The organism is Pseudophaeobacter flagellatus (assembly GCF_021228235.1).
GTDB lineage: Bacteria > Pseudomonadota > Alphaproteobacteria > Rhodobacterales > Rhodobacteraceae > Pseudophaeobacter > Pseudophaeobacter flagellatus.
Window position 1 is genome coordinate 157,677 of record NZ_JAJQRG010000007.1, and the last position, 26,671, is coordinate 184,347.

30 protein-coding genes and 1 tRNA gene are annotated in these 26,671 nt (G+C 58.8%); 10 read left to right on the top strand and 21 right to left on the bottom strand.

Annotated features, from left to right (window positions below; all coding sequences use genetic code 11):
• Window positions 1-36: 36 nt before the first annotated feature.
• From LRK71_RS14335 to LRK71_RS14380, 10 genes are all read right to left on the bottom strand, one after another.
• On the bottom strand, window positions 37-960 hold the full coding sequence (locus LRK71_RS14335) for a S49 family peptidase (RefSeq protein ID WP_232404506.1): 924 nt from the start codon (window positions 958-960) through the stop codon (window positions 37-39).
• On the bottom strand, window positions 957-2,237 hold the full coding sequence (locus LRK71_RS14340; RefSeq protein ID WP_232404507.1) for a phage portal protein: 1,281 nt from the start codon (window positions 2,235-2,237) through the stop codon (window positions 957-959). Before LRK71_RS14340 ends, LRK71_RS14335 begins: the two co-directional genes overlap by 4 nt.
• Window positions 2,234-3,901 carry a terminase large subunit gene (locus tag LRK71_RS14345; RefSeq protein WP_232404508.1) on the bottom strand — a complete coding sequence of 556 codons (1,668 nt, stop codon included), beginning with the start codon at window positions 3,899-3,901 and terminating at the stop codon, window positions 2,234-2,236. The genes LRK71_RS14340 and LRK71_RS14345 overlap by 4 nt, the downstream gene beginning before the upstream one ends.
• Complete coding sequence (locus LRK71_RS14350) at window positions 3,888-4,328, bottom strand: phage terminase small subunit P27 family (RefSeq protein WP_232404509.1); 441 nt, start codon at window positions 4,326-4,328, stop codon at window positions 3,888-3,890. The genes LRK71_RS14345 and LRK71_RS14350 overlap by 14 nt, the downstream gene beginning before the upstream one ends.
• A gap of 109 nt (window positions 4,329-4,437) precedes the next feature.
• Window positions 4,438-4,818 carry an HNH endonuclease gene (locus LRK71_RS14355; RefSeq protein WP_232404510.1) on the bottom strand — a complete coding sequence of 127 codons (381 nt, stop codon included), beginning with the start codon at window positions 4,816-4,818 and terminating at the stop codon, window positions 4,438-4,440.
• 103 nt (window positions 4,819-4,921) lie between these two features.
• Complete coding sequence (locus LRK71_RS14360) at window positions 4,922-5,704, bottom strand: hypothetical protein (protein WP_232404511.1); 783 nt, start codon at window positions 5,702-5,704, stop codon at window positions 4,922-4,924.
• Complete coding sequence (locus LRK71_RS14365; protein WP_232404512.1) at window positions 5,701-6,279, bottom strand: hypothetical protein; 579 nt, start codon at window positions 6,277-6,279, stop codon at window positions 5,701-5,703. The genes LRK71_RS14360 and LRK71_RS14365 overlap by 4 nt, the downstream gene beginning before the upstream one ends.
• Before the next feature lie 196 nt (window positions 6,280-6,475).
• Window positions 6,476-7,090: a hypothetical protein gene (locus LRK71_RS14370; protein WP_232404513.1), complete on the bottom strand. Its 615-nt coding sequence runs from the start codon at window positions 7,088-7,090 to the stop codon at window positions 6,476-6,478.
• A 46-nt stretch (window positions 7,091-7,136) separates the two neighbouring features.
• Window positions 7,137-7,574: a hypothetical protein gene (locus LRK71_RS14375; RefSeq protein WP_232404514.1), complete on the bottom strand. Its 438-nt coding sequence runs from the start codon at window positions 7,572-7,574 to the stop codon at window positions 7,137-7,139.
• Window positions 7,571-7,903, bottom strand: coding sequence for an HNH endonuclease signature motif containing protein (locus tag LRK71_RS14380; RefSeq protein WP_232404515.1), 333 nt, complete (start codon window positions 7,901-7,903; stop codon window positions 7,571-7,573). Before LRK71_RS14380 ends, LRK71_RS14375 begins: the two co-directional genes overlap by 4 nt.
• Before the next feature lie 229 nt (window positions 7,904-8,132).
• Between LRK71_RS14380 and LRK71_RS14385 the strand changes: the two genes are divergently transcribed.
• A complete protein-coding gene (locus tag LRK71_RS14385) occupies window positions 8,133-8,750 on the top strand; it encodes an HIRAN domain-containing protein (protein WP_232404516.1) in 618 nt (205 codons plus the stop codon).
• 32 nt (window positions 8,751-8,782) lie between these two features.
• On the opposite strand, the gene LRK71_RS14390 is transcribed toward LRK71_RS14385, so the two are convergent.
• A complete protein-coding gene (locus LRK71_RS14390; RefSeq protein ID WP_232404517.1) occupies window positions 8,783-9,106 on the bottom strand; it encodes a hypothetical protein in 324 nt (107 codons plus the stop codon).
• Window positions 9,107-9,398: 292 nt separating this feature from the next.
• Here LRK71_RS14390 and LRK71_RS14395 point away from each other — a divergent pair, with 292 nt between their 5' ends.
• From LRK71_RS14395 to LRK71_RS14425, 7 genes are all read left to right on the top strand, one after another.
• A complete protein-coding gene (locus LRK71_RS14395) occupies window positions 9,399-10,034 on the top strand; it encodes an XRE family transcriptional regulator (protein WP_232404518.1) in 636 nt (211 codons plus the stop codon).
• A 185-nt stretch (window positions 10,035-10,219) separates the two neighbouring features.
• Window positions 10,220-10,501, top strand: coding sequence for a hypothetical protein (locus tag LRK71_RS14400; RefSeq protein ID WP_232404519.1), 282 nt, complete (start codon window positions 10,220-10,222; stop codon window positions 10,499-10,501).
• 247 nt (window positions 10,502-10,748) lie between these two features.
• Window positions 10,749-11,078 carry a hypothetical protein gene (locus LRK71_RS14405; RefSeq protein ID WP_232404520.1) on the top strand — a complete coding sequence of 110 codons (330 nt, stop codon included), beginning with the start codon at window positions 10,749-10,751 and terminating at the stop codon, window positions 11,076-11,078.
• A gap of 79 nt (window positions 11,079-11,157) precedes the next feature.
• Window positions 11,158-11,427, top strand: a complete 270-nt coding sequence (locus LRK71_RS14410; protein ID WP_232404521.1) for a hypothetical protein — start codon at window positions 11,158-11,160, stop codon at window positions 11,425-11,427.
• Window positions 11,428-11,433: 6 nt separating this feature from the next.
• A complete protein-coding gene (locus tag LRK71_RS14415) occupies window positions 11,434-11,694 on the top strand; it encodes a hypothetical protein (protein WP_232404522.1) in 261 nt (86 codons plus the stop codon).
• Between the two features lie 7 nt (window positions 11,695-11,701).
• Window positions 11,702-12,361 (top strand): hypothetical protein, encoded by a 660-nt coding sequence (locus LRK71_RS14420; RefSeq protein WP_232404523.1) that lies wholly within the window; start codon window positions 11,702-11,704, stop codon window positions 12,359-12,361.
• Between the two features lie 174 nt (window positions 12,362-12,535).
• Window positions 12,536-13,543, top strand: a complete 1,008-nt coding sequence (locus LRK71_RS14425; RefSeq protein ID WP_232404524.1) for a tyrosine-type recombinase/integrase — start codon at window positions 12,536-12,538, stop codon at window positions 13,541-13,543.
• Between the two features lie 86 nt (window positions 13,544-13,629).
• Here the strand turns inward: LRK71_RS14425 and LRK71_RS14430 are convergent.
• Both LRK71_RS14430 and LRK71_RS14435 read right to left on the bottom strand, forming a co-directional pair.
• Window positions 13,630-13,705 (bottom strand) — tRNA-Val (locus tag LRK71_RS14430).
• Between the two features lie 72 nt (window positions 13,706-13,777).
• The gene (locus LRK71_RS14435; RefSeq protein WP_232404525.1) at window positions 13,778-14,350 is read right to left on the bottom strand and encodes a histidine phosphatase family protein; all 573 of its coding nucleotides are present in this window, start codon (window positions 14,348-14,350) and stop codon (window positions 13,778-13,780) included.
• Between the two features lie 244 nt (window positions 14,351-14,594).
• On the opposite strand from LRK71_RS14435, the gene LRK71_RS14440 reads away from it, so the two are divergent.
• Window positions 14,595-15,242: a glutathione S-transferase gene (locus LRK71_RS14440; RefSeq protein ID WP_232404526.1), complete on the top strand. Its 648-nt coding sequence runs from the start codon at window positions 14,595-14,597 to the stop codon at window positions 15,240-15,242.
• On the opposite strand, the gene LRK71_RS14445 is transcribed toward LRK71_RS14440, so the two are convergent.
• Window positions 15,232-15,810: a TetR/AcrR family transcriptional regulator gene (locus LRK71_RS14445; protein ID WP_232404527.1), complete on the bottom strand. Its 579-nt coding sequence runs from the start codon at window positions 15,808-15,810 to the stop codon at window positions 15,232-15,234. The genes LRK71_RS14440 and LRK71_RS14445 overlap by 11 nt on opposite strands.
• Window positions 15,811-15,959: 149 nt before the next feature.
• On the opposite strand from LRK71_RS14445, the gene LRK71_RS14450 reads away from it, so the two are divergent.
• Complete coding sequence (locus LRK71_RS14450; protein WP_232404528.1) at window positions 15,960-16,544, top strand: NAD(P)H-dependent oxidoreductase; 585 nt, start codon at window positions 15,960-15,962, stop codon at window positions 16,542-16,544.
• Between the two features lie 74 nt (window positions 16,545-16,618).
• On the opposite strand, the gene LRK71_RS14455 is transcribed toward LRK71_RS14450, so the two are convergent.
• The 7 genes from LRK71_RS14455 to ptsP all read right to left on the bottom strand — a co-directional run bounded on the left by LRK71_RS14455 (window position 16,619) and on the right by ptsP (window position 26,630).
• Window positions 16,619-18,244, bottom strand: coding sequence for an AMP-binding protein (locus tag LRK71_RS14455; RefSeq protein WP_232404529.1), 1,626 nt, complete (start codon window positions 18,242-18,244; stop codon window positions 16,619-16,621).
• A gap of 1 nt (window position 18,245) precedes the next feature.
• Window positions 18,246-19,406, bottom strand: coding sequence for an acyl-CoA dehydrogenase family protein (locus LRK71_RS14460; RefSeq protein ID WP_232404530.1), 1,161 nt, complete (start codon window positions 19,404-19,406; stop codon window positions 18,246-18,248).
• 82 nt (window positions 19,407-19,488) lie between these two features.
• The gene (locus LRK71_RS14465) at window positions 19,489-20,292 is read right to left on the bottom strand and encodes an enoyl-CoA hydratase family protein (protein WP_232404531.1); all 804 of its coding nucleotides are present in this window, start codon (window positions 20,290-20,292) and stop codon (window positions 19,489-19,491) included.
• Entirely contained in the window at window positions 20,289-20,750 is a 462-nt protein-coding gene (locus LRK71_RS14470; RefSeq protein WP_232404532.1) for a MarR family winged helix-turn-helix transcriptional regulator, read from the bottom strand. Before LRK71_RS14470 ends, LRK71_RS14465 begins: the two co-directional genes overlap by 4 nt.
• On the bottom strand, window positions 20,747-21,502 hold the full coding sequence (locus LRK71_RS14475; protein ID WP_232404533.1) for an SDR family NAD(P)-dependent oxidoreductase: 756 nt from the start codon (window positions 21,500-21,502) through the stop codon (window positions 20,747-20,749). The genes LRK71_RS14470 and LRK71_RS14475 overlap by 4 nt, the downstream gene beginning before the upstream one ends.
• Window positions 21,499-23,793, bottom strand: a complete 2,295-nt coding sequence (locus tag LRK71_RS14480) for a bifunctional salicylyl-CoA 5-hydroxylase/oxidoreductase (RefSeq protein WP_232404534.1) — start codon at window positions 23,791-23,793, stop codon at window positions 21,499-21,501. The genes LRK71_RS14475 and LRK71_RS14480 overlap by 4 nt, the downstream gene beginning before the upstream one ends.
• Window positions 23,794-24,389: 596 nt before the next feature.
• Complete coding sequence (gene ptsP, locus LRK71_RS14485) at window positions 24,390-26,630, bottom strand: phosphoenolpyruvate--protein phosphotransferase (RefSeq protein ID WP_232404535.1); 2,241 nt, start codon at window positions 26,628-26,630, stop codon at window positions 24,390-24,392.
• Window positions 26,631-26,671: the final 41 nt, after the last annotated feature.

A 26,671-nucleotide genomic window follows, 5' to 3' on the forward strand; every position in this document is an offset into this window, starting at 1 on the left:
TGAACACAGGCAAAGATGCCGGTGGGTTTCGTTTTTCTAAAGGGAGGCCTGCGCCTGGGCCGCTGCAGCCAGGGCCGTGGCAGCACGCGTTTTCACCCGTGGCTTGGGCGCATAAAGCCCACCAATGCGCGCCAGAAAATCAGGCAGGGTTTCTTCTGCATCAACCAGTCCGCGGCTGATTGCATCCGCCCCCCAGAACACATCGCCACCATCGGCGGCATTGTCCGTGCGGCTCATCCGGCCCGGAACATCGCCAACAGCAATCCCGCGCCCCTCAGCCACCGCCGCAAGAAATTCGCCTTCCATTGTATCAAGGCGTACCTGCGTAAGCTGCTTGCCCTCATCCGTTGAAGGGTCTGGACGCTTGGCCCCGGCATGGGCCGAGGTCTGAATAAAGACCTGATCGCCACTGCCCCCCGGCTGCATCGGCTGAACACTGGTGGCCATGGTGCCAACCGATCCCACCCAAGATCCCGGCGTCACGCTCAAATCACCGCACTGGCTGGCGATCCAATACCCCGCCGAGGCCGCCAGCGGATGCACCAGACCATGCACCGGCTTGATCTGTGCTGCTGCGCGAACCGCCTGCACCGCCGCCTGAATGCCCACGACAGAGCCACCAGGCGTATCAAACAGCATCACCGTGGCCTGCACCTCATCGCTGGCCGTGACTGCTGCCATGGTTTCAGCCAACCCGTGATAGGTGGCCCAGCCAAGGTAGCGCTCCAGCATGGCAGAATTTGGCGTCAACACGCCCCGCACCGGCACAAAGGCAACGCCGCGATGCACGGTAAACCGCTGGCCGCGTTCAAACTGGATCGCTTCGCCGCCCAGAGCCGTGATCTCGATCGGCGCGACAGCTTCACCTGTTGGCAGATCCATGGCCAGCATGGGCAAGCCATGCTCGCAAATCGCCAGCGGTGCCGCGCCAACCAGCGCCGCAATTGTGGTCCCTGTCATTCTTCTTTTCCTTTCGGCTTTGCCTCATCCTTGCGGGTCATGTTGGGCGCTGGGTTCATCGTGTTGCCATCCGCAGTGGGCGGCAGACCAACCTTTTGACGCCCCTCATTTGGCGTATAGATCGGCCCGCCAACCGCCTTGGTCACCGCCTCGATCTGGTCTTTGATCGTGGGCTGCAGCAGCGCCCCGAAGTCATGGCGCAGGAACAATCCGCGCTCGCGCTCCCCCCGTGTCAGCACCGACATCGCCAGCGCTTCCTCTGCCAACCCCGACCAGTGCAGTAGGCAATCTGTCAGATAGTCGATCGCCTGTTGCTCGCCATTGGCCTTCACGCCGTTTTCCAGCATCTGCAATTTGCTCGGCGGCATCCGGTAGATCGCGGCCAACTGCTCGCGGTCAAACTTGCGGCTGGCCAGCAGCTCCTGATCTGCCGCTGTCAAATCAAGGCTCTTGATATCGTCATCCGGCCCAAGCACCGGAATGCCGTCCGAGTTGGGATTGGTGATGTGGTTTTTGAGACGGCGCGCGTTCCGTGTTCGCGCCTCGTCATCCTCATAGCTTTCGCCAAGTTTCAGAAAGGCCTTGGCATGGGCACCAGAGACAGACCGGCCCGCCGCCTCTTGCCCGGCAAAGGCCAGCCCAACGCTTTCGCTGGCAACCTGCAAAGGCGAGCGCCCCGTCCAGCCATCCAGCGCCAAATAGCGCAGATGCACCATCGACCGGCTGGCCGCGCGTCGCTGCACATCCGCCCCATCGGTAAAATCATAAAACCGCGACCGGCCAGAACGCAGCATTGTGCAGCTGTCCTGATTGATCACCTCGATCAGCTCCAACTCGCCCCCGCCATCGCGCGGGCCGTAAGCGTAGCTGTTGCCGCGCAGCGCCCAGGCGTAGATCAGAGCCAGGCGCATCACCTTGGCCGGCACACCATCCGAAGCCTCAACATTCAGCAGATAGGCAGCCGGATGATCACGCACCCGCACCTCTTGCCCGTCACCTTTGCGCTGCCAGATTTTCAGCGGCACCTTGGACAGATCCCCGGCGATATTGTTGCAGCAGGCAAACACCGTGGCATGCTGTTCGCCCCGCTGTGGCGAGACGCGTGGAAGATGCTTGGCCAGCCGCCCGCCAGATCCGCCCCAACCAATGTCAGACAGCCAAGGCTCTGGCGTCATGGTGCCGGAGCTGGCGGCCTCGGCAGACATAACCGGCGGCTCGACCCGCTGCACAACAGTCTCATCAGAACCGCGCGCAATATCCCATCCAAAGAACCTCATACCACCTCGACTTCCCGTGCTTTGCGTTTCTGTTCGCCCGCCTCGGCGCGCCCCAGGGCCATGATCGCGGCCACCGCCGCATCGATCCGGCCCGATGATTTCTTTTTGTTCGGCTTCACATTCTCCGAGGCGTCCTCATCCCGGTGAACATTGCCAACCTGCCAGGCCAGCATTGGATTGCCGCCGTGGCGGATCTTGTTTTCCATGACTTTCTCTTCAAACCGCTTCATCGGGTTTGACATCGACTGATAGCCCTGCCGGTGCTCCACCATCGGGAACCGGCGCTTGTCCAGCTTGTCAGCAAGGTACTTCATGCCCCAGGGGTCATAGGCCACTTCCTGCAGATCAAAGTGCTGCCGGATCCATTCCAGCCGGGTGGCTAGCTCATCCTCATCAATGGTGCCGCCCTTGTGGACCTCCAGCCAGCCCTGATCCCGCCAACCGACATATTCCCGCTTTTCCGATTGCGCCCGCTGGATAAACCCCTTGGGCCCCTCCGGCAGGAAGGTGAAGGCGACTAGGTAGATCAGCCCATCCATCGGCACCGCAATGACAATCGCCGTGGTGTCAATCTTGTTGGACAGATCCAGCCCGACCCAGGCCTTGCGGCCAAAGAGGCTTTCAATCTCAAACGGCGCGCAGGCCATCCCCCGGTCCCAGACATCCCGAGCAATCCAGGTCTCGGCCCCTTCGGTCCAGAGGTTCAGGTGGAAGCGCTTGAAGTTGGGCATGCGCCCTGCGATCGCCAGCGCCTTTTTCAGCGTTGACTGCATCGCATCTATCTTTTTACTCACCCCCAGATTGGGATTGCCCATGGCCCAGAACTGCGGATCTGCCGGATCGCAATCCGCTGGCGGCTCAGCGATATAGCCAAAGAAGGCATCATCCTCGACCGCGCCGCGCAGCACACTTTCGCCGTAGTCACGCAGCTCACCGCAGAGCGATGCCCGATCCTGACCCGCCGTGGTGATCACCCAATCAATCGGCTGCGCCCGTGCGATCATGCTTTCAACAATCGTGTCGGCAAGCTCGCGATCGGTCCAACGGTGCATTTCATCCCGCGCCAGAAAGCTCGGGTTGATCCCATCTGAGGAATCGCCGTCCCGGCTCAGGCAGGCAATCAACCCGTCCGTTTTGGAAGTCTCGATCGCAGTGCGCGAGACATCCATGAATTCACGCAGCAGCGGCGATCGCTTGATCATCCGCTTCATTTCTTTGAACAGCAGCCCCGCCTGGTTCTTGGTGGTGGCCGCGCAATAGCCCTGCGGCGCGGCCTCGCCATCAAACAACTGCGTGTACAGCATCGGCACCGCCGTATCGGTGGTTTTGCCGTTTTTCTTGCCCACCTGGTGATAGGTGGACTGGAACCGGCGCAGGCCGGTGTCCAATCTTTTCCAACCAAAGACAGAGCCATGCCTAAATTCCTGCCAGGGTTCCAGCTTCAGCGGCTGGCCTGCCATTGGCCCCGTGGTGTGCTGCAGCATGCCGCCCCAGTTGATGATCCGGCTGGCGGCCTGGCAGTCAAAGTACAAACCGCGATCGGCCCCGGTTTCCAGATCCATCAGGTGGCGCTCGCAGGCCATCCGCACCAGATCACCCGCGACCAGATCCCCCTCAACAACCCCCAGCGCATAGCGGCTGACGGGGTGGTCAATCGGTTCCATTCAACTGCGCCATGACCTGATCGAACAAATCCCCCTGGCCGCCTGCGCCAAGCCGCGCCTCATCTACAGGAGACAATCCGAACAGGGCAGCGTCACGGCGCATCGCCGTCATCGCCGTTTCCTGCAGGGTCAGCGCAGGATGCTTGCGCTTCTGGTTGCCATTGCGCCCCTCGCCTGTTTCATAAAATTGGCCTTCCATCGCCACGGTATTGGTCGCGGTAATGAAATTCGCCACACCAGCGCAGTAGCTGGCGAACTGATATTTATAGATCAGTTCCATCCGTTCCTTGCGCACCAGTTCCGGCACCAGCTCATCCCAGACATCGCGGGCGAGGTCATCCAAGAAGTCTGGCGCGGATGGGATCTCTCTTTGGATATCCCCCTTCATGGGGATGACATTTTGCAGATCCGGCTTGCGTCCCTTCATCCTTCATCCCTCCTTTCAAAGTGGGTTTTTTTCTCCAATTTCCCGGTCGCGTAAAAAAAGGTTATCCCGCCGGTTTATCTCTGTGGGCGTCAGTTTTCAGATACCCCCCCTATTGGTGGAACACCTCACGCGCGGTCTTGCGGCTATGGCATCGATGACAAAGGCTCTGCCAATTCCTGCGGTCCCAGAACAATTTGCGATCGCCCTTGTGCGGTGTGATGTGATCCACGTCTGTCGCGGCCTCGACCACGCCCAATTCATCACAATCTTTGCAGATCGGGTTGGCGCGCAGATGAACCAGCCGCGCCGCTTTCCATTTCGGATCAGCGTACAACCGCCGGGCAGCCAAAGCAGTCGGCGAGGTCTGTGCCGCCTGCCGCCGCTCCTTCAGCTTGGTCTTGCGACGTGCCTCATGGTCTTCGCAATGCGACAGCCCAGGCAATGCGATCTCATCGCAGCCTGCCGCCACGCAGATCTTTGATCGCGCCACCGGATAACCCCAACACTGTCTGAAAGCCCACAACGCAAAAACGCCCGCCGGTTTCCCGTGGGCGCATTTGTTGATGATGCACTATTCATGCTCTGCGGGTGGGTTAAGTGTCAACACCCTTTTTCACAACCATCAAATCATATCCCTGCATTCGATCTAGCGCACCGCAGAGAGACAACCGCAAAGCCTTTGATGCTCCACCATCTTTTGACCAACCATGCGCTTGAAGAACCTGAAGAATAGACATGTCACCGAGGCAAACCATGTCCACCAGCTTGCGCACATAGATGACCCGGCGCTTCACCCCACCATTCTTTGATGGCCGGATGCGTCTGACCTCCTTTGCCAGCCCATCGCCAATACGGCGATGCAGTGCCCGCAACCGCTGAAAGTCCCGAAAGATCGCAGCCTCTCGATCGCCGCCACAACCGCCACCACCGGAATGAATAGCCTCAAGAGACGAACATTTGACACCAGACGTACTGACCCGCTCGACCAGCGCCGCATAGTCGCGCGCCGCGCTGATCTGCCCCGGCGTGAACAATGCGCTATAGGCCTGCGGATCCTGTCCTGCCGAGGCCCGCCGGACCTCTGCCGCCCGATGTGCCTTTAGTGAAGCCCGCTCCATAGCATCAAACGCATCTGCAACCCGCGCTGCATCCCGGCCAGCTTCACCAGTCTTGACCGAGACAAAGCCGCCACATTCGGTCTGGCGCATTTCGCGTGGCGTGAAGCGCATCATAGGCCCACGGCCAGGGGCCATCGGTATCTCTGGACCACACTGAACCGGAACGCAGCCGCGCAGCTTGATATCAGCAATCCTTGCCGCCTCATCCTGCAGCCGCGCCACCCCAGCCGAAGACACAATCACCACCTGTTCATTCATCGCTGCACCTCAATTTCCCGCATTATTCGACGGCATTTTTCAGCAGCCTTGCCACGCATGTCTTTCAGCCTCTGATCTTCTGCTGAAAGGGCGAAACCACGACCACCCAATTCCTGCGCTTTGGCGATCCGATGGCGCGCATCATCTGCCCGCCCCTTAATGGCAGCCAAGTCTGGTGCCTTTGGCCAAGTCCGGTACTTGCGTATATGAGACAGCAGCTCTGGTGCCCAATCTTCAGCCATTGCTTCTTGGCCTATTTCCCCGGAGAAGACCGCAATCATCAGAGGCGAGGCGCTATCCTCTGGCCGCTGGATCTCAGCTGCCCAGCCGAGGATCTTGGCTGCGATCGGAAACCGTGACCCATCCCGGCCACCAGGTCGCACCGCCGCCTGTTCTGCCAGCGCATCCAGGTTCAAGGCCGTCATGTAGGACAAGCGCCCACACAGCTCATCGACCATTTCATCAAACTGGGTCACGGTCATGCCCGATGGCCGCCGCAACCCCAGCCGCAGCAGGGGATCCACCAGATGCACCTTGACCCGTTTCTTTGCCTCTTTCAGGTCAGTTGACCCCATCACCTCTAACCTTTTCTCTGCTCTTTCTCACTTATCCACAGCCAAACCCGGCCAATTACGACGCGACTGCGTTTATCTTTTCATTATCATTTTCTTCTCTTCTCCTTTCAGAACCGCGTTTTTTGGAAGAAAAAAAACTTCCAAAATCTTCCGGCGGAATTCCGTTTTCTTCCGGCGGAAGATTTCTGGAAGAAAATTATTCACGCGAGGACAGGGCATTCAGCGCCTCTTTCACCCGCGTCACCGTGCAACTGCCGCCAGGGTATTCTCCTTCGATCCAGGCGCTGATCTGCTCAACCATTGACTGGCTCTCCGCAAACCGGCCACCGCCTGGAATATCGCGGGCAAGAATCTTGCGGATGCTGGCAAAGCGCTTGCGCTCGCGATCATTGGCATTGGCCGCAGCATTGCGCTTTTTGGAATTGACAGCCTTCAGTGCAATCTCGGTCACCACCGGGTGATGCAGTCGCTGCACCCCATCACACAGGCAGGGTGCCCAATTGTGCAGTGGGCCGACTTCGCGTTTACACAGGCTATCAAATACTTCCTGGGATAATCCCACCAGCTTTGCCAGCAGCTTGGGATTGGTTGGCAATGTGCCGACCGGGGATTGCGTCTGGGCAAGGCAGATCAGGTCGAGAAATACCGATCGAACCTCAAGATCCGCCAGCAGCCGCGTGTCACTGGTCAGCCAGCGCTGATAGTGGAACTCAACAAAATAGTGGCTCTCTAACCGCTCGCTTGCCTCGATTGGGTAGACTGGAAGTGATCCACTATCGACCGGCTGCAGGTGGCTGGCATTGGCATTCATCTAGCACCGCCTTTCTCTCGAACCCAATTGAACAGGGTTTCAGACATCACGCGCAGCCCTCCAGCAGATAGACAGGTTTCACCGCCGCCAGGGCCAGGCAAGCCGCCTGCCAAACATCCGGCGCATCGCGCCAGCCAACCGCTGGCGGAACAATGACGCAGCCGCAGGCCCGCACGGCGGGCGCTGGCAAGGCAACGTCCTGCCCGGACCAACCGGCCATAAAGGCAGGTGCAATCGCCATGATTTGGGCCTGGGCGAGATCTTGCAGCCATGCCCCGGCATAATCAGCACCCAGCACAGGCCCGCCCTCAGAATATCGATAAGGCGTGGCCAAGCAGGCCAGCTGGCCGGTTTCACGCGCGGCGATTTCAGCAAGCGAAAGGCCTTCATACAGGATTGGCTGACCCTGCCAGTGCCAACGCAGCCAGGTCCAATCCGGCTGCGTTGGAAATTGGCAGCGCCGGGTTGCGAGGTGCCCAGTCATTCTGCCGCCATCCTCAACGCCCGATCACGCCGCCGCTGATTTTCTTTGTGAGTTACCATTTCCAAATGGTCAGGATTGACGCAGCGCCGGTTGCGGCACTTGTGATCGATCTGTTTTTTGCCAGGAATGAAGCCGTTCTTATTGGTGAACATCACCCGATGCACCGCGACAGTCTGGCCGTCCAGGCACATGCGGGGATAATCACCACCGCGCCCATCGCCCGAATCTGGGCCGGTCCATTGCCAGCAATCACTGCCCAAGACCGGGCAGCAGACAAGCTCAATCCGCGCGCGGACCTTTGCCTCGATCGCTTCGCGCCGGTCACCCATTGTGTGCCCCTTGAAAAAGCGGACGCGCAGCGCGAACTGCGCCAACGCGCCCGAGGTTAGACAGGGAGGATTTGGGGGCCACTTGCAGGCGCGCCTGCCCCCGATCGGCGTAGACAGCGGATGGCGATCCGCAGCCTGCAGTGTTTTCGCAAACAACCGGGGCTTGTTTACCACCCCGATTGCCTGCACCTTTCGTCACACGCCAATGATTTTCGAAAGGGATTTCAGAATGTTTATTATCTGGTTGGTTTTGGCCGCACTGGGCATGTTCGCCCTCGCAGGCATCCTTGGGAGATGGGAAAAACGAATTACCAAAGACAATCCGCGACACAAAGATCACACAGCAGAGTGCGAATTCGACGGCGACAACGATTACGAAGACGAAGACGATCTTCTTAATGAAGAGGGAGATTACCAATCCAAATGGGAAATAACGCATTTCCCAAGTATTGTTAGCAAACGCCCGAAAGGATTCGTCGCCCTCAAGGGATATGGGAACATCAACCTCGCAGGCCTTTCTGCTGAGAAGACACTCACCAACGATTTCATCCGAATAGCCAACCCTTCCAAGGCATTTGCATCCCTGCAAAGAGAACCCGACAACCCGCATGACCCAAACGCCATTCGAGTTTTTGGTCATACAGCCGCTGGGGCTCCAGCATTGCCCATTGGCTACATTCCCGCGACAGTGGCCGCTGAACTGAACCACCAGCATCCAGAAGACATGCCCATCGGTATCGAGATCAAAAAAATCGGCAAGCTGCGCACTGGGGAGAGCTGCTTCATCAACGTGCTTTTGACAGGCCCCAATGCCGCGATGAGGAAGAAACTCGAGAGAGTTGGGTAACAAGGCGTACCCAAAATTCAATCGCACAACACTCATGCCGCCCGCCCCATCTCAGCACCAAAAAATCCCGGCGCAGCCGGATCTGTCAGCATAACCAGCAGCGCGATGTGGCTAGCGGGGGCTGTGACCGCGCCCCACCAGTTCAGCGCGGTCTGGAAACTGACATCACAGAACAGCGCCACCTCGCGCGGGCTGTTGAACCGGGCGCGGAAATAGCTGGACCACAGATCCGGTGCGCTGACCTTCAGGGCGTAGGGGTCAAACTGATTTGACCAAGAGCTTTGATCGGAACCGGCGCTAGGGTCAGCGCATGGCAGATCATTGTTCACAATCAAAGTCAGGCGAGGGCGGCTCATGCGGCGTCCTCAGATTCTCGACCTGTAGTCTCCGCCACCATGTACGACCTCACTTTTTCGATCGTACTCGGGCGGCATTCACCACCCTTTCGCAACCGATAAACAAACCCCGGATCATTGACGGTTTGGCGACCAAACCGAGACGGCGAAACGCTCGCTCGAATAAGGTATTGCTCAATCTCATTTTTAAACTTGGACATCATCATGCTCGGGAATGTGTAGGTTTTATCCCACGAAGTAAAGAGGATTTATCCTATTTGCACGAGAGGCAGCCATGTAGGATATTACCTACATGGATACCAGCCAGATGATTGCAGACAGAATCGAGCGCCTCGTAAACGAACAAGGCACCAATCCGCGCGCAGTTGCGCTCTCAGCGGGTATGAGCCCAACTGGTGTACGCGACATCATTACCAGAAAAACGAAGAACCCTACCTTTGCTAACCTTCTAAAAATATCCGAAGTTCTAGGTGTCGACATCTCTGAGATAGTTGGCGGGGCAACCCCAGAGCGCCCTACAATATCTATCGCGGGTAAGGTCGGTGCTGGCGCCCAGGTTCCAGTCTTTGATAGCTACGAAAAAGGGGGCGGCCCTCAGGTCGAATGCCCTCCAGGCCTCTCTCCTCATGGAATTGTTGCAGTAGAAATTGCTGGAGACAGCATGGAACCTGTATACTCAGCAGGAGATTTGCTTTTTTACACGCGAGCAAGCCACGAAGGCATACCAAACGACGCGGTTGGCCATCGATGCGTCTGTGAGTGCGAAGAGGGGTTGGGCTGGGTAAAGCAGATCAAGCCAGGTGATGAACCTGGGCTCTTCCACTTAATATCGTTAAACCCCGGCGCAACAACCATGTGGAATAGGCGCTTGAAGTGGGCAGCTAGAGTAAAGCTTCACTGGCCTTCAGACCTCGCAACGAAGCTCTAATCGGAAACCCCAACTCCAACAAAACGTTTCCCCGCTTTGCCAGCATCCCCCCCTGGCCGCACTTGACGTGCGACTAAGGGATAGAATGAACTGGATTAATGCGATCGTAGGTTATTTCCTATATTTCGTATTGACGTAGGTTATTTCCTACAATAGCTTCACCCCATCAACCGATGGAGGATTGAATGCAAGAGAAACCAAACACCGTGCTGCGCAATGCCCAGCACATCGCCGGATCGCCCGAAGATCACATTGACGATCCCACCCTGTTCACCACCGCCTGGGCCGCAATGAAGGCCGCGCGCGGTCAGGGGTTCGATCCGCAGCGCCTGCGCCCACAACATCTGATCGACCGCCCCGAACCAACACCGGAACCGATCGACCAGACCCTGATCCGGGTTGGCGAAACCGTGCGCTGCTATGCCGAAAAACAGGGATACCGGGTTCAACGCCGACATGCCGCGTGATCTGAACCCACCCCGCCGCGCAGCCTGCCCTATTATCCGGCACGGCACCCTGCCGCCCGCGTCACAGCGGGCACCACCCCTGCCCCACTAGTAACATCAGGCCTGCGATCAGGAGGACGTCGCAGGTCTTATTTCACCGGAATTCCGCGCAGATTCCAATTCTCGCGCGGATTAGTGCGGGCGGTTTCAGTCCTCCTCCAAAGTACCCACCGCCCGCACGACAACCCCAGCCTGCCGAGGTCAGACCATGCCGCCACATAACCTTGCCGCCGCCGCGGCTGAAATCACCGCCCAGCAGGGCATTTGTAAAATGCTGAAATTTCGGGATCTCGGCGGCACCCTGACCCCGCCCAGCGATGATCCGCAAGACTGGTGGGAACCGGAAACCCTAACCCACCGCGCCGAATTGCACGGCATCAAGACGAGCGCCGACAACTTCTTTGACGCGATCACCGCCTGGACCGCAGCCGCCCATAAGGCTGGCACCCGCAACCGCCGCACCACCGATGGCAGGCCGGATTGCCCCTACAACGGCCAAGGCATAGCGCCCGGCGCCCTCGACACACCCGCAGCGTGAGCGCTGCACCAGGGGCGCGGCACTAAAGACCATCACTCACGGACCACAGCCGCGCCCCACCGAACAACAGGAAGCAGTCATGCAGAAAATCACCCAGGAAAAGGCACCACAGCGCGCCGCCATGCTGGCCCATGACGTGGCTTTTCAACGCTACGCTGCCACCCGCAATGGCCTGTCCCGCCACCAGTTCAGCCCGACCGCCGCAACCGAGCATCTGCGAACCGTCTGCGGCGTTTTCAGCCGCCGCGATCTTGCCTGCAACGCGGACGCCTTTCAGCGGTTTGAAAAAATGCACACTGATTTCCTGATCTGGTCTGGCCGCATCCAAGCCCCTAGAAAGTATGGGTAAATGCCAATGAAACACACCTCAGAAGCCACAATTCGTGCACTAGCCGCTGCTGTACAGGCCGACATGCCAGAAGCGCCGCAACAAGAGCCATTTGGCCTTGGCGCACCCTGGACGCATTACGCAACCACGGAAGAATTTGAACGCCTCGCACGACTGCACAGCCGGATTCTGCGTAAGGAAAAAGCGCTCGCATCCATGCGTGACGAACGCGCCGCCATCATGCGCCGCAGTATCCGCCGTATGCGCCGCGCCACAGGAAAAGTCTAAGATCCCCATGAAACAGTTGAAAGTTCTTATCGGCTGCGAAACCAGCGGCGAGGTGCGACGCGCCTTTCTCGATCGCGGCCATGACGCTTGGTCCTGCGATCTGCTGCCCGCACAGGACCGCAGCAACCGCCACATGCAATGCGACGTGCGCGAGGTGCTGGATATGGGGTGGGATCTGCTCGCCGTTATGCATCCGCCCTGCACCCGGCTCTGCAATAGCGGGGTGCGCTGGCTGCACCAGCCGCCAAAGGGGCGCAGTCTGGCAGAGATGTGGGCTGATCTGGATGAAGGTGCCGCGCTGTTTTCAGCCTGCTGGAATGCACCGATCGCGCGCGTCGCGGTGGAGAACCCAGTGATGCACAAGCACGCGAAACAGCGGATCAAAAACTTCCAACCCGCCGCCCAACATGTGCAGCCCTGGTGGTTTGGAGAGCCAGCCTTCAAGGCAACCGGCCTTTACCTGCGCGGGTTGCCCACGCTCACCCCGACAAACAAGCTGACACCGCCAGAGAAGGGCACAGAAGACCACAAGCGCTGGTCCGCCATCCACCGCGCCCCACCTGGCACACTGCGCTGGCAGATCCGCAGCAAGACATTCCCAGGCATTGCCAAAGCAATGGCAGAGCAATGGGGCAACTACGCAACAGCCCAATTTTTGGCAGCATAAGCATGCCCTACCCCCGGAGGAACACATGAAACCATTCACGCCGGAAATGCTTGCAGATCGGTGGGGCGTCAGTGCCACCACCGTTCGCAACATGTGCATGGACGGGAGCCTTCAGCATTTTCGCTTGGGCCGTCTATACCGAATACCAGCCTATACCGTAGAGGAAATTGAGAAATGCCAGACATCAGCATCGGAAGGTTCAGAGGCGGCTTTTGCGTCTATTGGCGCGAAGACGGAAAACGGCGCCGCTATCAGCTTGAGGCACGCACCCGAGCGCAGGCCGAGCCAGAGGCAATAGACGTCTACCGCCGGGAGACCCTCTCGCAGCAACAGGACAATTCCACTGTGTCAGACATATGGGAGGCCTACCGGCGCGACCTGGGCAACAAACCCACCGCAAAAACGATGGGCTACACCGGCAAGGCCGTACTGGAGCACTTTGGCGCTTACCGCCCAGACCAAATCACCACCGCCCTATGCCGATCTTATGTGACCAAGCGGACCGACACCGGCAAGTCACAGGGCACGGTTCACACAGAGCTAGGCCACTTGCGCAGCGCCATGCGCTTTGCAGTCAAAGAACGGATCATTGAGCGCGCACCAGAGATCGAGCGACCAGCAAAGCCGACACCAAAAGAGCGATATCTAGAGAAGACTGAGATCTCGGCTCTCATTAACGCCGCGTCCGCCCCACACATCAAACTAGCAATTCACCTGCTGTTTGCGACCGCAGGACGCATTGGAGCAATTTTGGATTTGACCTGGGACCGAGTAGATCTTGAACGGGGCATTGTTAATCTGCGCCTTGAAGACGCGAAGACCCGCAAGGGCCGCGCGATTGTACCGATGAATGACGGGATCCGCGCAGCACTGCAGACCGCCCACCATGCCGCCTTGAGCGACTACGTGGTCGAATATGCAGGTGGGCAAGTGAAAAATATTCGCAAGGGATTTGAGGCGGCTTGTGCGAGGGCCAGACTGGAAAACGTAACACTCCACACGATCCGCCATTCCAGTGCTGTAGCCATGGTTTCAAATGGAGTTCCGCTGGAAAAGGTTGCCCAATACCTCGGGCATTCCAACGTGGCGATCACCTATCAAACCTACGCTAGATTTGCACCGGACCACCTGCAAGATGCTGCAGAAATTCTGGATTTCACTCAAGTACGACAAGTCAGGTGATATCGAGTTAGGTTCAAAGAACCAAGGAACACTTTGTACAAGTGACCCAGATCCCCGCAGGGAACCATAATTTAAAAGTGGTTGGATGGTGGGTGATGAGAGGCTCGAACTCCCGACATCTTCGGTGTAAACGAAGCGCTCTACCAACTGAGCTAATCACCCGATATGCGGGGATTTAGACAAAGAGCGGGGCGGACGCAAGAGGGTAAAAGGCATTTCTGACAAAAAAACTGCTTACTTCAAAAGTTCTTCTTTACCGTGCTCAAGCACATAGACGCAGCCCTGCTCATTCGACAGCGCCGCCATTTCCTGGCGTGACAGCCCAAGGGCAATGCCGCGCAGCACCTGCCCCAGCAATCCATGCGCGACCACCACGGAAGGGCCTGTCAAAGACTGCATGAACGACAGGATCCGGGCATGGAAACGCCCAAAGCCTTCGCCATTGGGCGCGGCGCAGAACAGTTCCAGATGCCTGGGATTGCTGTCCCAGATGGCGGGATAGCGCGCCGCAACCTCTGGCAGTGTCATACCCTGCAGATCGCCAGCATGGGCCTCGGCCAGGCGGGGATCGGTGGCATACTCCTTACCGGCAAGGGCGATCTCGGCCGTTTGTTGCGCCCGCCCCAACGGTGAGACAAAGCAGGCAGGTGCCTGTGCCAGAATCGGGCCCATCACAGTGGCCTGCTGCTGTGCATGGGTCAGGCCCAGGGGGCTCAGGCAGGATTCCAGCTGCCCCTGGATGCGCAGTTCGGCGTTCCATTCGGTTTGCCCATGGCGCAGAAACCAGATTTTTGGAAAAGTCTTCATTGGCAGCCTATCCCCGTGGCTTGATTGGATTTCCATACTGTTAGCGCCGCCTTGCCAAGAAAGAAAGCACCCCCGCACCACGCCAAGCGGCGCAGGCTTCGCCAACCTTCCCGTCCCTGCCCCGCATCAGGCAAGCTGCGCCTCTCGACAGCGGTGCAGAAAATCTATTTGGTGCCAGCCTCCACCCACAGACGGCCCGCTCCCCCTCCCCGGCGCGGTGCTGAAACACACTGGCGACACCACGATGACCTGCACGCTCTACTCTTTTCGCAGATGCCCCTATGCCATGCGCGCCCGCCTGGCCCTTGCCGCAGCCCAGCAACAGGTAGAACTGCGAGAGGTGGTGCTACGCGACAAGCCCGCAGCCTTTTTGCAGGCCTCTGCCAGTGCGACCGTACCCTGCCTGGTGACGCCTGAAGCGGCAATCGACGAAAGCCTCGACATTATGGTCTGGGCCCTGCGCCAGAACGACCCAGAGCGCTGGCTGGACATGCCACAGGCGGGCTGGGATTGGATCACCCGCGCCGACGGACCGTTCAAACAGGCGCTGGATCGCACAAAATACGCCAGCCGCTACCCCGGAGAGGACAGCGCAGCGCAGCGGCAACTGGCCGCAGAGTTTCTGGCACAGCTGAACGATCAGATCGGGGATTGGATCTTTGCCAAGGCCACCCTGGCGGACTATGCGGTTTTGCCCTTCGTGCGTCAGTTTGCCTTTATCGACAAGCCCTGGTTTGACAGCCAGCCCTGGCCCGCTCTGCAGGCCTGGTTGCAGCGTTTTCTGATCAGCCCCCGTTTTGCGGCGATCATGCATAAATACCCGCAATGGCAAGCAAGCGATGCGCCGACGCTCTTTCCTGACTCTGGGGACCTTGCCCAGCCTAAACTTTAGGCTGCAACCAGGCCTGCAGGTAAAGCTGCATCCGTTGCGCCATGGGCTGGCTGCAATGCAGCGCACAGAAATGCAGCGCCATGGCCTGGGTAAGAAAGGCCTGCAGTCCCTCCGCCTGCAGCTCTGCATCGATGTCGCGGCGAAAATGACCCGTTTCGAACCAACGCGTTGCTAGGCGGTGATAGCGTTCAAAGGTGGTGGCAATCACGCCGATTTCGGCAATTTCAGCGGCGCCTGACAGCCGCAGAATCACATCAAAGACATAGCGTTCCTGGGTCATCACCCCCAGCAAAGGCGCGTGCAGCGCCACCAGATCCGCCACCGTTTCAGGCGCGGCTTCCTGCGCCATCTGATCCAACTGCTGGTCGATCGCGGTGCCGATCAAGATGTCCATCAAGGCATCTTTATCCTTGAAATGGGCAAAGAAAGTGCCTTTGGCAACGCCTGCCCGCTTGACCACTTCCTCGGTGCGCAGCGACGCATAGCCCTGCTCGGCCACCAGATCGGTGGCCACCGCCACAAGCCGGGCGCGGGTCTCTAGGGTTCGTTTCTGCAACTGTTTTGCCATGCATCCTTAGGTGCCACGTCCAGGACACAGGGTCAAACCGGGTCACGCCTCCTCGGGCAAGGCTTATAAAAAGTGACCCTGGTCATTTAAATATTGACCAGGGTCACTAATATTGCATAAATGACCGCAGTCAATTACTGGAGATACCGATGACCCGGATCTATATCTTGAACGGCCACCCTGCCGAAATCTCTCTCTCCAAGGAGTTGAGCCTCACCTATGCACGCAGCGCCAAGGCCAATGGGCATGAGGTCCGCATCAGCCACCTGCATGACCTGACCTTTGATATGGATTACGGCTTTGCCGGCTACGCCCAGACCAAACCACTGGAACCCGACCTGGAGACCTTTGTCAGCCAGCTGAAATGGAGCGAGCATTTTGTCCTGACCACGCCAATGTGGTGGGGTGGAATGCCCGGGAAATTGAAAGGCTTGTTTGATCGCGCCCTGCTGCCGGGAACCGCCTTTGATCCGCGCAACACCAAGATGGGCCTGCCAGCCCCCTTGCTGCAGGGGCGCAGCGGCCGGGTCTTCATGACCTCGGACACCCCCAAATGGGCCATGTCGCTGATGTATAACAACGCAATGCTGCGCCAGACAGAACGACAAATTCTTGGCTTTATCGGGCTAAAGCCGGTCAAGATCTCTTTCTTTGCCCCAGCCTCGCAGCCAAAACCCAAGGCAGTCGCGGGCTGGCTGGCGCAGACACAGAAACTGGCGGCAAAGGCCGCCTGATCCAGCATCCGCCCGCATAATAGGGCCCGGGCCTTGCGCGATACTCCCACGCAGCCCGGCCCCCAGTGCAGGCGCTATCCGCGCGGCGTGTTTTTCAAACGAAACCGCTGGATCTTGCCGGTCTCGGTCTTTGGCAACTCTTTGGTAAAGACCACCGAGCGAGGATATTTGAAGGGAGCAATGCTGGCCTTGACGTGATCCTGCAACAGCTTGACCAGATGGTCCGAGGGCACCTCTCCGGTCGAGAGCACCACGTGCGCCTCGACAATCTCTCCCCGAGCCTCATTTGGAGCCCCGATCACCGCGCATTCCGCCACGGCCTCATGCGACAGCAGCGCCGCTTCGACCTCGGGGCCGGCGATGTTATAGCCAGATGAGATGATCATATCGTCATTACGGGCGGCAAAATGCAGATACCCGTCTTCATCCATGACAAAGCTGTCGCCCGTGACGTTCCAGCCGTCTTTCACATAGGCCTCTTGCCGCTCGTCCGCGAGATAGCGGCAACCGGTCGGTCCCTTGACCGCCAAACGGCCGACCTCGCCGCGCGGGGCCTCATTGCCGTCAGCATCCAGCACCCGCACCTGATAGCCCGCCACCGGTTTGCCCGTGCAAGCAGGGCGGTGATCAGAAAAGCGGTTGGTAATAAAGATATGCAGCATCTCGGTGGCACCAATACCATCCAGCATCGGCTTGCCAGTTTTGGCAATCCAATCCTCATAAACCGGCGATGGCAGGGTTTCACCCGCCGAAACCGCCGCCCGCAGCGATGACAGATCCGCGCCCTCCTCCATCGCCTGCAGCATCACGCGATAGGCCGTCGGCGCAGTAAAGCAGACCGTTGCGCGATATTTCTCGATGATTTCAATCAAGCTGGGCGGTGAGGCATTTTCCAACAGCGTCGCCGCCGCGCCAAAGCGCAGAGGAAAGATCGCCAACCCGCCCAGACCAAAGGTAAAGGCCAGCGGCGGCGAGCCGACAAAGATATCTTCGGGCTGCACATCCAGCACTTCGCGGGCATAGCCATCGGCAATGATCAACAGATCGCGATGAAAATGCATCGTCGCCTTCGGCGATCCCGTCGTACCCGAGGTAAAGCCCAGCAGCGCCACATCGTCCCGCCCGGTTTCAACCGCCTGATAGTGAACCGGTTTTTCCAGCGCCAACCGGTCCAGCTCCGCATCGTGATTGGATGTCCCGTCAAAACCGACGACCGATTTCAGATAAGCCGAATCTTTCGCACAGGTGACCAGTTCCTCCATCAGCCTAGTATCGCAGAGCGCATGGCTGATCTCTGCCTTGTCGACAATCTGTCCCAGCTCTCCGGCGCGCAGCATCGGCATGGTATTGACCACTACCGCGCCCACCTTGGTCGCCGCCAGCCAACAGGCCACCATGGCAGGATTATTGGCCGAACGGATCAACACCCGATTGCCCGGCTTCACGCCAAGATCCTCCACCAGAACATGGGCCAGCCGGTTGGTCCAATCGCTCAGCTCCTTGTAGGTGCGGCGCCGACCATTGCCGATAAGGGCGGTGCGATCACCAAACCCCTTTTCGACCATGGCATCGGTCAGTTCGACGCCAACATTGATCCGCTCGGGATAGTCAAACCCCTCCAGCAGGAACTCAGGCCATTGCGCCTCGGGCGGCAGGTTGTCGCGGGTAAAGGTATCGGCATGGGCACTTGCGCTCAGCATCTCACTTGCCTCCCTGATAGGCACCTAGGGTTTGCCGGGCGATCACCACCCGCTGCACATCCGAAGCCCCCTCATAGATACGCAACGCCCTAATATCACGATACAACTCTTCGACCTTTTGACCATGACGCACGCCATCACCACCATGCAACTGCACCGCCTTGTCGATGACCTGCTGCGCCTGATCGGTAGAAAACAGCTTGGCCATGGCAGCCTCGCGAGTGACGCGCGCAGCACCACTGTCCTTGGCCCAGGCGGCGCGGTACACCAGCAGGGCCGCCGCATCCACATCCAGCGCCATATCGGCTATATGGCCCTGCACCATCTGCAATTCAAACAGCGCCGCCCCCTGAACCTGCCGGGTCGAAACCCTCTCCAAGGCCTCATCCAGGGCACGCCGGGCAAATCCCAGCGCCGCCGCAGCGACAGTAGAACGGAATACATCCAACACCGACATCGCGATCTTGAAGCCCCCCCCCGGCTGCCCCAGAAGCGCCGATTGGGGAATGCGACAATCGCTGAAACGCAGCGTGGCCAGGGGATGCGGCGCAATGACCTGCTGCCGCTCAACCACCTCAAACCCAGGCAGGCCCGTCGGCACGACAAAGGCCGATAGCCCCTTGGCACCCGGCGCCTCGCCGGTGCGGGCAAACAGGGTGTAGACATCGGCGATGCCACCATTGGAAATCCAGGTCTTTTCCCCATTCAGCACATAGTCATCGCCATCCAAATGCGCCGTCATGGTGGAATTTGCCACATCGGATCCAGACTGCGGCTCGGTCAGGGCAAAGGCTGAAATCGCCTTGCCACTGCGGGTCAGCGGCAACCATTCCGCCTGCTGCGCCGCCGACCCAAAGAGCGAAATGGCCCCGGTTCCCAGCCCCTGCATCGCAAAGGCAAAATCCGCCAGCCCGTCATGGCGCGCCAGGATTTCGCGGATCAGGCAAAGGCTACGCACATCCAGGCTCTCGCCCGTCATCGCGCCGCTGTGCTGCGCCCAACCGCCCGCACCCAGAGCAGCAACCAGACTGCGGCAGGCCTCATCCACATCACTGTGATCAATGCCGCTCAGGTGCCGCTCGGCCCAAAGGTCCAACTCATGCGCCAGCGCCCGATGCCGGTCCTCAAAGAATGGCCAGCTCAAATATGTCCGGTCTGCCATCTGTCACCCCTTCCCTTCATCTTTCCCTAAAATACCTCCGCCGGAGGCATCCAACCGCTGCTCCACGCGCTGCGCTGGCGGATCAATCGCCTTCAAAAACCGGTTTTTCCTTGTTCACAAAGGCATGATAGGCACGTTCGAAATCTGCCGTCTGCATGCAGATCGCCTGCCCCTGGGCTTCGGCCTCGATGGCCTGCTCGATCGACATCGACCATTCCTGCGCCAGCATGGTCTTGGTCATCATATTGCCAAAGTTCGGCCCTGCCGCGATCCGCGCCGCCAGGGCCTCGGCCTCGGCGTTCAGATCTTCGCCCGGCACCAGCTTGTTGTGAAACCCCCAGGCCGCGCCCTCTTCGGCGCTCATGGATCGGCCAGTATACAGCAGCTCCGCTGCGCGGCCCTGACCAATAATCCGCGGCAGAATTGCACAGGCCCCCATGTCACAGCCAGCTAACCCCACGCGGGTGAACAAAAACGCTGTCTTGGCCTCTGGCGTTGCGATCCGCAGATCGGACGCCATGGCAATGATGGCCCCGGCACCTACGCAGATGCCGTCGATCGCCGCAATCACCGGCTTGCCACAGTTGACAATCGCCTTGACCAGATCCCCGGTCATCCGGGTGAAGGCCAGCAGCTCTTTCATGCTCATCTTGGTCAGGGGGCCAATGATTTCATGCACATCCCCCCCCGAGCTAAAGTTGCCACCATTGGAAGCAAAGACCACTGCCTTGACCGAGTCATTGTAGTGCAGATCGCGGAACCAGTCGCGCAGTTCAGCGTAGCTGTCAAAGGTCAGCGGGTTCTTGCGCTCTGGCCGGTCCAGGGACACCGTGGCGATGCCCTCTTCAATCTTGCAAAGAAAATGCTGTGTATCCACCTGGGTCATTGCGTTTTATCCTTGTTTTCCAACCGCCGGGCCACTGCATCCAGCGCCTCGGCCATGCCCTGTGCCGCCTCTGGCGCCACATCGGCAAAAATTCCGTCAATCCATTGTTCATGCGCAGCTGCCTGCCGCGCAAATTCGGCCTCTCCCTCCGGGGTCAGACGCACCCGGCTGGCGCGCCGGTCTCCGGGCACTTTTTCGCGCAGCACATGGCCATCCTCTACTAGGCGCTCAACAATGCCGGTCACATTGCCATTGGACACCTTCAGTACGCTTGACAGCTCACTCATCTTCAGCCCAGCGGCATGCTGGCTCAGCGCCGCCATCACGTCAAAGCGCGGCAGCGTGGTGGCAAACCCCTGCCGCAGGTTTTCACGCAGTTCGGTTTCCACACTGCGCGTCGCCTTAAGCACCCGCAGCCACAGCCTCAGCCGGTCTTTTGCAATATCCGTCTCGCTCAAATCTCACCTCCTGAAATCGGCAGCGCAGCCCCATTCACCGAAGACGCGCCAACGCTTGCCAGCCACAATGCAGCCTCGGCCACTTCACCCGGTTGGATAAAGCGATCCTGCGGATTACCACGGCGCAGTGATTTTGCGGCTTGTTCCGATGACATGCCAGTGGTTTTCACGATGGTCTCAAGCGAGTTCTGGAGCAAGGGCGTCTCGATAAAGCCCGGACACAGAGCATTTGCCGTCACCCCCGTCTTGGCGAGCTCAATCGCCAGGGCACGGGTCAGGCCCACCACCCCATGTTTGGCCGCGCAGTAGCCTGACACATATGGATAGCCCTTTAGCCCTGCAGTTGAAGCCACGGCGATCAACCGCCCCCAACCTGCCTGCTTCATCATCGGCAGACAGGCCTGCCACAGATTGAACACCCCCAGCAGGTTGACCCCAAGCGCTCCGGTGAAATCTTCCGGTGTCATGCGTTCAAACGGCTTTGACGGCGCAGCCCCCGCATTGGCCAGGGCAATATCAACCCCGCCCTGCTTGGCTGTCGCCGCCTTGATTGCCTGATCGAGACTGTCCCGCACTGTGACATCGCAGGACAGCGGCAGGGCACCGGTTTCTGCCGCCACCTCCTGCAGGGCCTCTGCGCGCCGCCCAAGGATGGTAACGCGGGCCTCTTGCACAGCAAACTGGCGCGCAAGTTCCGCCCCCAGACCCGAGCCACCGCCAGTGATAACAACATGTTTGCCAGCAAAGCTCATGCTCGGATCACCTCTGTTTCGCGGTCCGCCAGACGCCAGGCCTGATCGCGACCGGCAAGATAGGGCAGCGGCCATGTGCCCGCACGATCCCCCAGTTTGGTGGCCTCATGCAGGGTCCAATAGGGGTCTGCTAGATGCGGACGCCCGACACAGACCAAATCGGCCCGCCCCGCCATCAGGATGGAATTGGCATGATCAGCCTCGTAGATATTTCCCACCGCCATGGTGGCCAGGCCCGCCTCGTTGCGGATCCGGTCGGAAAACGGCGTCTGGAACATACGGCCATAGACGGGCTGACCTTCAACCGAGGTCTGCCCGGCAGAGACATCGACAATATCAACCCCCGCTTCAGAGAAGGCCCGCGCGATATCGACCGCCTCTTCCGGGGTGACCCCATCCGCCCCCAGCCAATCCGTGGCAGAGATGCGCACCGACATCGGCTTGTCCGTCGGCCAGACCGCGCGCATGGCGGAAAAGACCTCTAGCGGGTAGCGCATCCGGTTTTCCAGCGGCCCGCCGTACTCATCCTGGCGAATGTTTGATTTGGGTGAAATGAATGATGAAATCAGATAGCCATGCGCCGCATGAAGTTCGATCATGTCAAATCCACAACGTGCTGCCATCTCGGCGGCGGCGGTAAATTCGCCTTTGATCTGGTCCATTTCAACGCGGCTGATCGCTCGCGGAGTGGCGTTTTGATCCGACCAGGGCACCGCCGAGGCTGAGACCAGATCCCAGTTGCCATTCGGCAGTGGCGCATCCATGGTTTCCCAGCCAACCTGCGTCGACCCCTTGCGCCCCGAATGACCAATCTGGCAACAGATCTTGGCATCGGTTTCCTGATGCACAAAATCCACCAGACGCGTCCAGGCCGCTTCATGTTCGGGTGCATAAAGACCGGGGCAGCCTGGCGTGATCCGCCCCTCGGGGCTGACGCAGGTCATTTCAGTGTAGACCAGTCCGGCGCCCCCCTTGGCGCGTTCGCCATAATGGATCAGGTGCCAATCGGTGGGGCAGCCCTCTACCGCCTTGTACTGCGCCATCGGCGAGACCACGATGCGGTTCTTCAGATGCATATCGCGCAGTTGGTAGGGGGCAAACATCGGCGCACGCACCGGGGCATCCGCTGGCACACCAGCCTTGTTTTGAAACCACTTTTCCGCCGATTCCAGCCAGTTCGGATCACGCAGGCGCAGGTTTTCATGGGAAATACGCTGGCTGCGCGTCAGCAGGGAATAATTGAACTGCACCGGATCCATATCCAGGTAGCGCTCCACATCCTCGAACCATTCCAACGAATTGCGCGCCGCCGATTGTAACCGCAACACATCCAGGCGCCGCTCTTCCTGGTAGCGTTCAAAGGCGCGCTCTAGGCTGGTCTCGCAGGTTAGCAGCTCTGCCAGGGCAATGGCGCTATCAAAGGCAAGCCGCGTGCCAGAGCCAATCGAGAAATGCGCCGTGGCCGAGGCATCCCCCAGCAGCACCACGTTTTCATGGTGCCACTTATCACAGAGCACCCGCGGAAAGTTGATCCAAACCGCAGAACCACGCAAATGATCCGCGTTGGAAATCAGGTTGTGACCGCCCAGATGATCGGAAAAGATCTCCTCGCAGGTGCGGATAATCTCTTCCTTGGACATATCCTCAAAGCCCCAGCGATCCCAGGTCTCGCCCGAACATTCGACAATCACCGTCGCGGTATTGTCGTCGAATTGATAGGCATGGATCCAGACCCAGCCATGTTTGGTCTTCTCAAAGACAAAGGTGAAGGCATCATCAAATTTCTGATGCGTTCCCAGCCAGATAAACTTGCAGGGGCGCACATCAACATTCGGTTTGAAGTGATCGGCAAACTCGTTGCGCACCGCAGAGTTCAGTCCATCGCAGCCCACCACCACGTCATAGTCTTTCTGATAGTCCGAGGCAGGTTTAGCACGGGATTCAAAGCGCAGATCAACACCAAGCGCCAGGGCGCGCTCTTGCAGGATCAAAAGCATCTTCTTACGGCCAATCCCGGCAAAGCCATGCCCCTGAGAAACCGTGCGCACGCTATTTTGCACCACGGCAATATCATCCCAATAGGCGAAATTCTCTTTGATAGACTGGGCGCTGGAGGGGTCATTCTTGCTCAGGTTTTCTAGCGCGTCGTCAGACAGAACCACGCCCCAGCCAAAGGTATCGTCAGCCTTGTTCTGCTCGAACACCGTGACCTCAGCCTCGGGTTGCCGCAACTTCAACGAGATTGCAAAATAGAGCCCGGCTGGCCCGCCTCCTAAACATGCGACTTTCATGACCCATTCTCCCTGGAAGTAGATTATGAAGTCAGGATAGATTGGCGTGAAAAAACTTCAAGCTTAAAGTTTCAGGCTTGAAGTTAATTCGACTATCAGGCCGCCAAGCGCCTCTGCCCAAACCTGCCTGCGCGGCGTGGCACCAAAGCCCCCAGCACACCGACAATTCGAATATCCACAGCCCCCTATGGATATCTTAATTTTAACACTTATTAACAGTGTATTAAGATGCACTCTTAAGTGAGTAACTTGGTAGAAAAATGGGACAAGCCATAATAGTCGCCGCGCCATAGAACAGAAAATGCCGTAAATCCCGAACTGCGCCCAGGTTTTCGCCCCCCCTGATCACTGCGAAGGTCAGCCAAACACGACAAACGCACCTAAAAAGTTGAAAAACAGTAACTTTTCCGCCATTTTGTCAAAAAAACACACAGATATATACGATATAAGACAAGTTCACCCCCAGAAAACCGACAGAAAATCAGAAAAAAGGCGACAAAACCGCCGGACAAAGCCCGCTCGCCGCAGCAAACTGCTAGCAGACCAGGCGGGCGACGCGGAATAGCCAAGGGTGGGGCGAACAGCGCGGGCGCAGGTCAGACTTCGCGTAGGTAACGCATAACCGCACCGCGAACCGATTGGTCGCCACGGTGACGTGAGGCAAAGATAACGCGCCGCAGATCAGCCAGGTTAACCCTCATTAACAAAGACTTAACAGGTCCAATTGAAGCGGGCCGCATTGACAGCGTATGCATCCCCATTGCCGCAAGGCAGACTGCCTCAATGGGGCGGCCGGCATCTTCACCACAGAAACTGAGCGGGGTGCCAGAGATGGCGCAGCGCTCAACAATCTGCTCAATCAGGCTTAGGAAGCTCACATTCAGACTGTCATACCGCTTGCGCACACGCTCATTCTCGCGGTCGGCGGCAAAGAAAAACTGCTTCAGATCATTGCCGCCCACCGAGATGAAGCCAACATCATCAAAGAACTTTTGCGGGGCAAAGGCCAAAGATGGGGTTTCCAGCATTGCGCCGATCTCAAGGCTCTCTGGTAGGGCGTGGCCAAGAATACGCTCACGTTCCAGTGTTTTGGTCACCTCATCGCGCGCCGCGCGGTATTCATCGGCCTGGGCCACGAAGGGAAACATCACCGTCAAAGGCCGCCCATCCGCGGCCCGCATCAAGGCCTGCAATTGCATCCGCATGATGCCGGGCTTGTCCAGCCCCACCCGGATCGCGCGCCAGCCCAAAGCCGGGTTCGGCTCATCGTTGGGCTTCATATAGGGCAGCACCTTGTCAGAGCCGATGTCCAAGGTTCGAAAGACAACCCTCTTGCCATGTGCCGCATCCAGCACCCGTTTATACAGGGCAACCAGCTCCGAACGCCGGGGCATCTGGTTGCGCACCAGAAATTGCAGCTCGGTGCGGAACAGGCCAACGCCCTCGGCACCCGAATTTTCCAGCGATGGCAGATCCGCCATCAGCCCTGCGTTCATCACTAGGTCGATCTTCTGACCATCCAGAGTTACCGCCGGTTTGTCGCGGATCGAGGCATAGCGTTGCTGTGCCTGGGCCAACATGGCGATCTTGTCGCGAAAGGCCCCGACCACGGTATCGTCGGGGCGCAGATGCACCACGCCCTGTTCGCCATCCACCATGATATGATCGCCGTTCAACGCCTCAGTGCTGATCCGTTTGGCATTGACCACCAGTGGTATCGCCAATGCCCGCGCCACGATCGCCGCATGCGATCCAACCGAGCCTTCCTCGAGCACAATGCCTTTGAGGTTGCGGCCATATTCCAGAAGTTCCGCCGGTCCGATATTGCGCGCCACCAGAATCGGATCCTCTGGCAGTTCGGCCCCGGTTTCGGCCCCCTGGCCGGTCAGAATGCGCAGCAACCGGTTGGACAGATCGTCCAGATCACTCAGCCGTTCTCGCAGGTAGGCATCCTGCGCCTGCGACAGCCGGGCACGGGCCTGGGATTGTTCCTTTTCCACTGCGGCCTCGGCGCTGAGCCCGCGTGCGATATCTTCCTCCATCCGCCGCATCCAGCCCTTGGAATTGGCGAACATGCGATAGGCCTCAAGGACCTCCAGCTGTTCCTTATCGCCGTTTTGCGAGATCTCCAGCATCTTGTCGACGCCCATGCGCAGCTGTTCCACGGCTTCGCCCAGCCGCACCTGCTCGCGCTCGGGGTCATCGGCGATTGGATTGGTGACCAGCACGCGCGGTTCATGCAGCCAGACATGGCCCTCTGCAGCGCCCTCCTGGGCGGCAGTACCGGACAACAGAACCGGCTGCTGGTGCAGCGGCGACAACGCCGCCCCCTCGCCGACAAAGGCCCCAAGCTCTGTCATCTCGGCAATGACCATCGCCACCACCTCTAGCGCGTAAACCGCATCCGACGAAAATTCACGGGCATCCTTCGACTGTACTACAAGCACGCCAAGCATTTCGCCAAGCCGTTGAATCGGCACACCAAGAAAGGAAGAAAACCGTTCTTCGCCGGTTTCCGGCATATAGCGGAACCCCTTGGCATTGGGGGCATCTGGGGTATTGATCACCTTGCCAAACTTGGCAACCCGGCCCACCAGACCTTCGCCAATGCGCATTCGGGTCTGGTGTACGGATTCGACATTCAGACCTTCACTGGCGCAGAGCTCAAGCGTGTCATCATCGCGAAACAGATAGACCGAACACACCTCGGTACCGATGCTGTCGCCAATCAGATGGGTGATCTTGTCCAAACGGGCCTGGCCAGGGTTGTCCCCGGCCATAGCCTCGCGCAAGCGGCCAAGCAGCTTGCGACTTTCAGATTCAGTACTTTCGACCATGGGCCCTGTTCACATATTTTTTGTGGCAGGCAGCCCGAGTG

Bases quoted from the DNA above. Each gene is read 5' to 3' on its own strand.
- LRK71_RS14335 (WP_232404506.1), bottom strand. From the start codon at position 960: ATGACAGGGACCACAATTGCGGCGCTGGTTGGCGCGGCACCGCTGGCG.
- LRK71_RS14340 (WP_232404507.1), bottom strand. From the start codon at position 2,237: ATGAGGTTCTTTGGATGGGATATTGCGCGCGGTTCTGATGAGACTGTT.
- LRK71_RS14345 (WP_232404508.1), bottom strand. From the start codon at position 3,901: ATGGAACCGATTGACCACCCCGTCAGCCGCTATGCGCTGGGGGTTGTT.
- LRK71_RS14350 (WP_232404509.1), bottom strand. From the start codon at position 4,328: ATGAAGGGACGCAAGCCGGATCTGCAAAATGTCATCCCCATGAAGGGG.
- LRK71_RS14360 (WP_232404511.1), bottom strand. From the start codon at position 5,704: ATGAATGAACAGGTGGTGATTGTGTCTTCGGCTGGGGTGGCGCGGCTG.
- LRK71_RS14365 (WP_232404512.1), bottom strand. From the start codon at position 6,279: ATGGGGTCAACTGACCTGAAAGAGGCAAAGAAACGGGTCAAGGTGCAT.
- LRK71_RS14370 (WP_232404513.1), bottom strand. From the start codon at position 7,090: ATGAATGCCAATGCCAGCCACCTGCAGCCGGTCGATAGTGGATCACTT.
- LRK71_RS14375 (WP_232404514.1), bottom strand. From the start codon at position 7,574: ATGACTGGGCACCTCGCAACCCGGCGCTGCCAATTTCCAACGCAGCCG.
- LRK71_RS14380 (WP_232404515.1), bottom strand. From the start codon at position 7,903: ATGGGTGACCGGCGCGAAGCGATCGAGGCAAAGGTCCGCGCGCGGATT.
- LRK71_RS14385 (WP_232404516.1), top strand. From the start codon at position 8,133: ATGTTTATTATCTGGTTGGTTTTGGCCGCACTGGGCATGTTCGCCCTC.
- LRK71_RS14390 (WP_232404517.1), bottom strand. From the start codon at position 9,106: ATGAGCCGCCCTCGCCTGACTTTGATTGTGAACAATGATCTGCCATGC.
- LRK71_RS14395 (WP_232404518.1), top strand. From the start codon at position 9,399: ATGGATACCAGCCAGATGATTGCAGACAGAATCGAGCGCCTCGTAAAC.
- LRK71_RS14400 (WP_232404519.1), top strand. From the start codon at position 10,220: ATGCAAGAGAAACCAAACACCGTGCTGCGCAATGCCCAGCACATCGCC.
- LRK71_RS14405 (WP_232404520.1), top strand. From the start codon at position 10,749: ATGCCGCCACATAACCTTGCCGCCGCCGCGGCTGAAATCACCGCCCAG.
- LRK71_RS14410 (WP_232404521.1), top strand. From the start codon at position 11,158: ATGCAGAAAATCACCCAGGAAAAGGCACCACAGCGCGCCGCCATGCTG.
- LRK71_RS14415 (WP_232404522.1), top strand. From the start codon at position 11,434: ATGAAACACACCTCAGAAGCCACAATTCGTGCACTAGCCGCTGCTGTA.
- LRK71_RS14420 (WP_232404523.1), top strand. From the start codon at position 11,702: ATGAAACAGTTGAAAGTTCTTATCGGCTGCGAAACCAGCGGCGAGGTG.
- LRK71_RS14425 (WP_232404524.1), top strand. From the start codon at position 12,536: ATGCCAGACATCAGCATCGGAAGGTTCAGAGGCGGCTTTTGCGTCTAT.
- LRK71_RS14435 (WP_232404525.1), bottom strand. From the start codon at position 14,350: ATGAAGACTTTTCCAAAAATCTGGTTTCTGCGCCATGGGCAAACCGAA.
- LRK71_RS14440 (WP_232404526.1), top strand. From the start codon at position 14,595: ATGACCTGCACGCTCTACTCTTTTCGCAGATGCCCCTATGCCATGCGC.
- LRK71_RS14445 (WP_232404527.1), bottom strand. From the start codon at position 15,810: ATGGCAAAACAGTTGCAGAAACGAACCCTAGAGACCCGCGCCCGGCTT.
- LRK71_RS14450 (WP_232404528.1), top strand. From the start codon at position 15,960: ATGACCCGGATCTATATCTTGAACGGCCACCCTGCCGAAATCTCTCTC.
- LRK71_RS14455 (WP_232404529.1), bottom strand. From the start codon at position 18,244: ATGCTGAGCGCAAGTGCCCATGCCGATACCTTTACCCGCGACAACCTG.
- LRK71_RS14460 (WP_232404530.1), bottom strand. From the start codon at position 19,406: ATGGCAGACCGGACATATTTGAGCTGGCCATTCTTTGAGGACCGGCAT.
- LRK71_RS14465 (WP_232404531.1), bottom strand. From the start codon at position 20,292: ATGACCCAGGTGGATACACAGCATTTTCTTTGCAAGATTGAAGAGGGC.
- LRK71_RS14475 (WP_232404533.1), bottom strand. From the start codon at position 21,502: ATGAGCTTTGCTGGCAAACATGTTGTTATCACTGGCGGTGGCTCGGGT.
- LRK71_RS14480 (WP_232404534.1), bottom strand. From the start codon at position 23,793: ATGAAAGTCGCATGTTTAGGAGGCGGGCCAGCCGGGCTCTATTTTGCA.
- ptsP (WP_232404535.1), bottom strand. From the start codon at position 26,630: ATGGTCGAAAGTACTGAATCTGAAAGTCGCAAGCTGCTTGGCCGCTTG.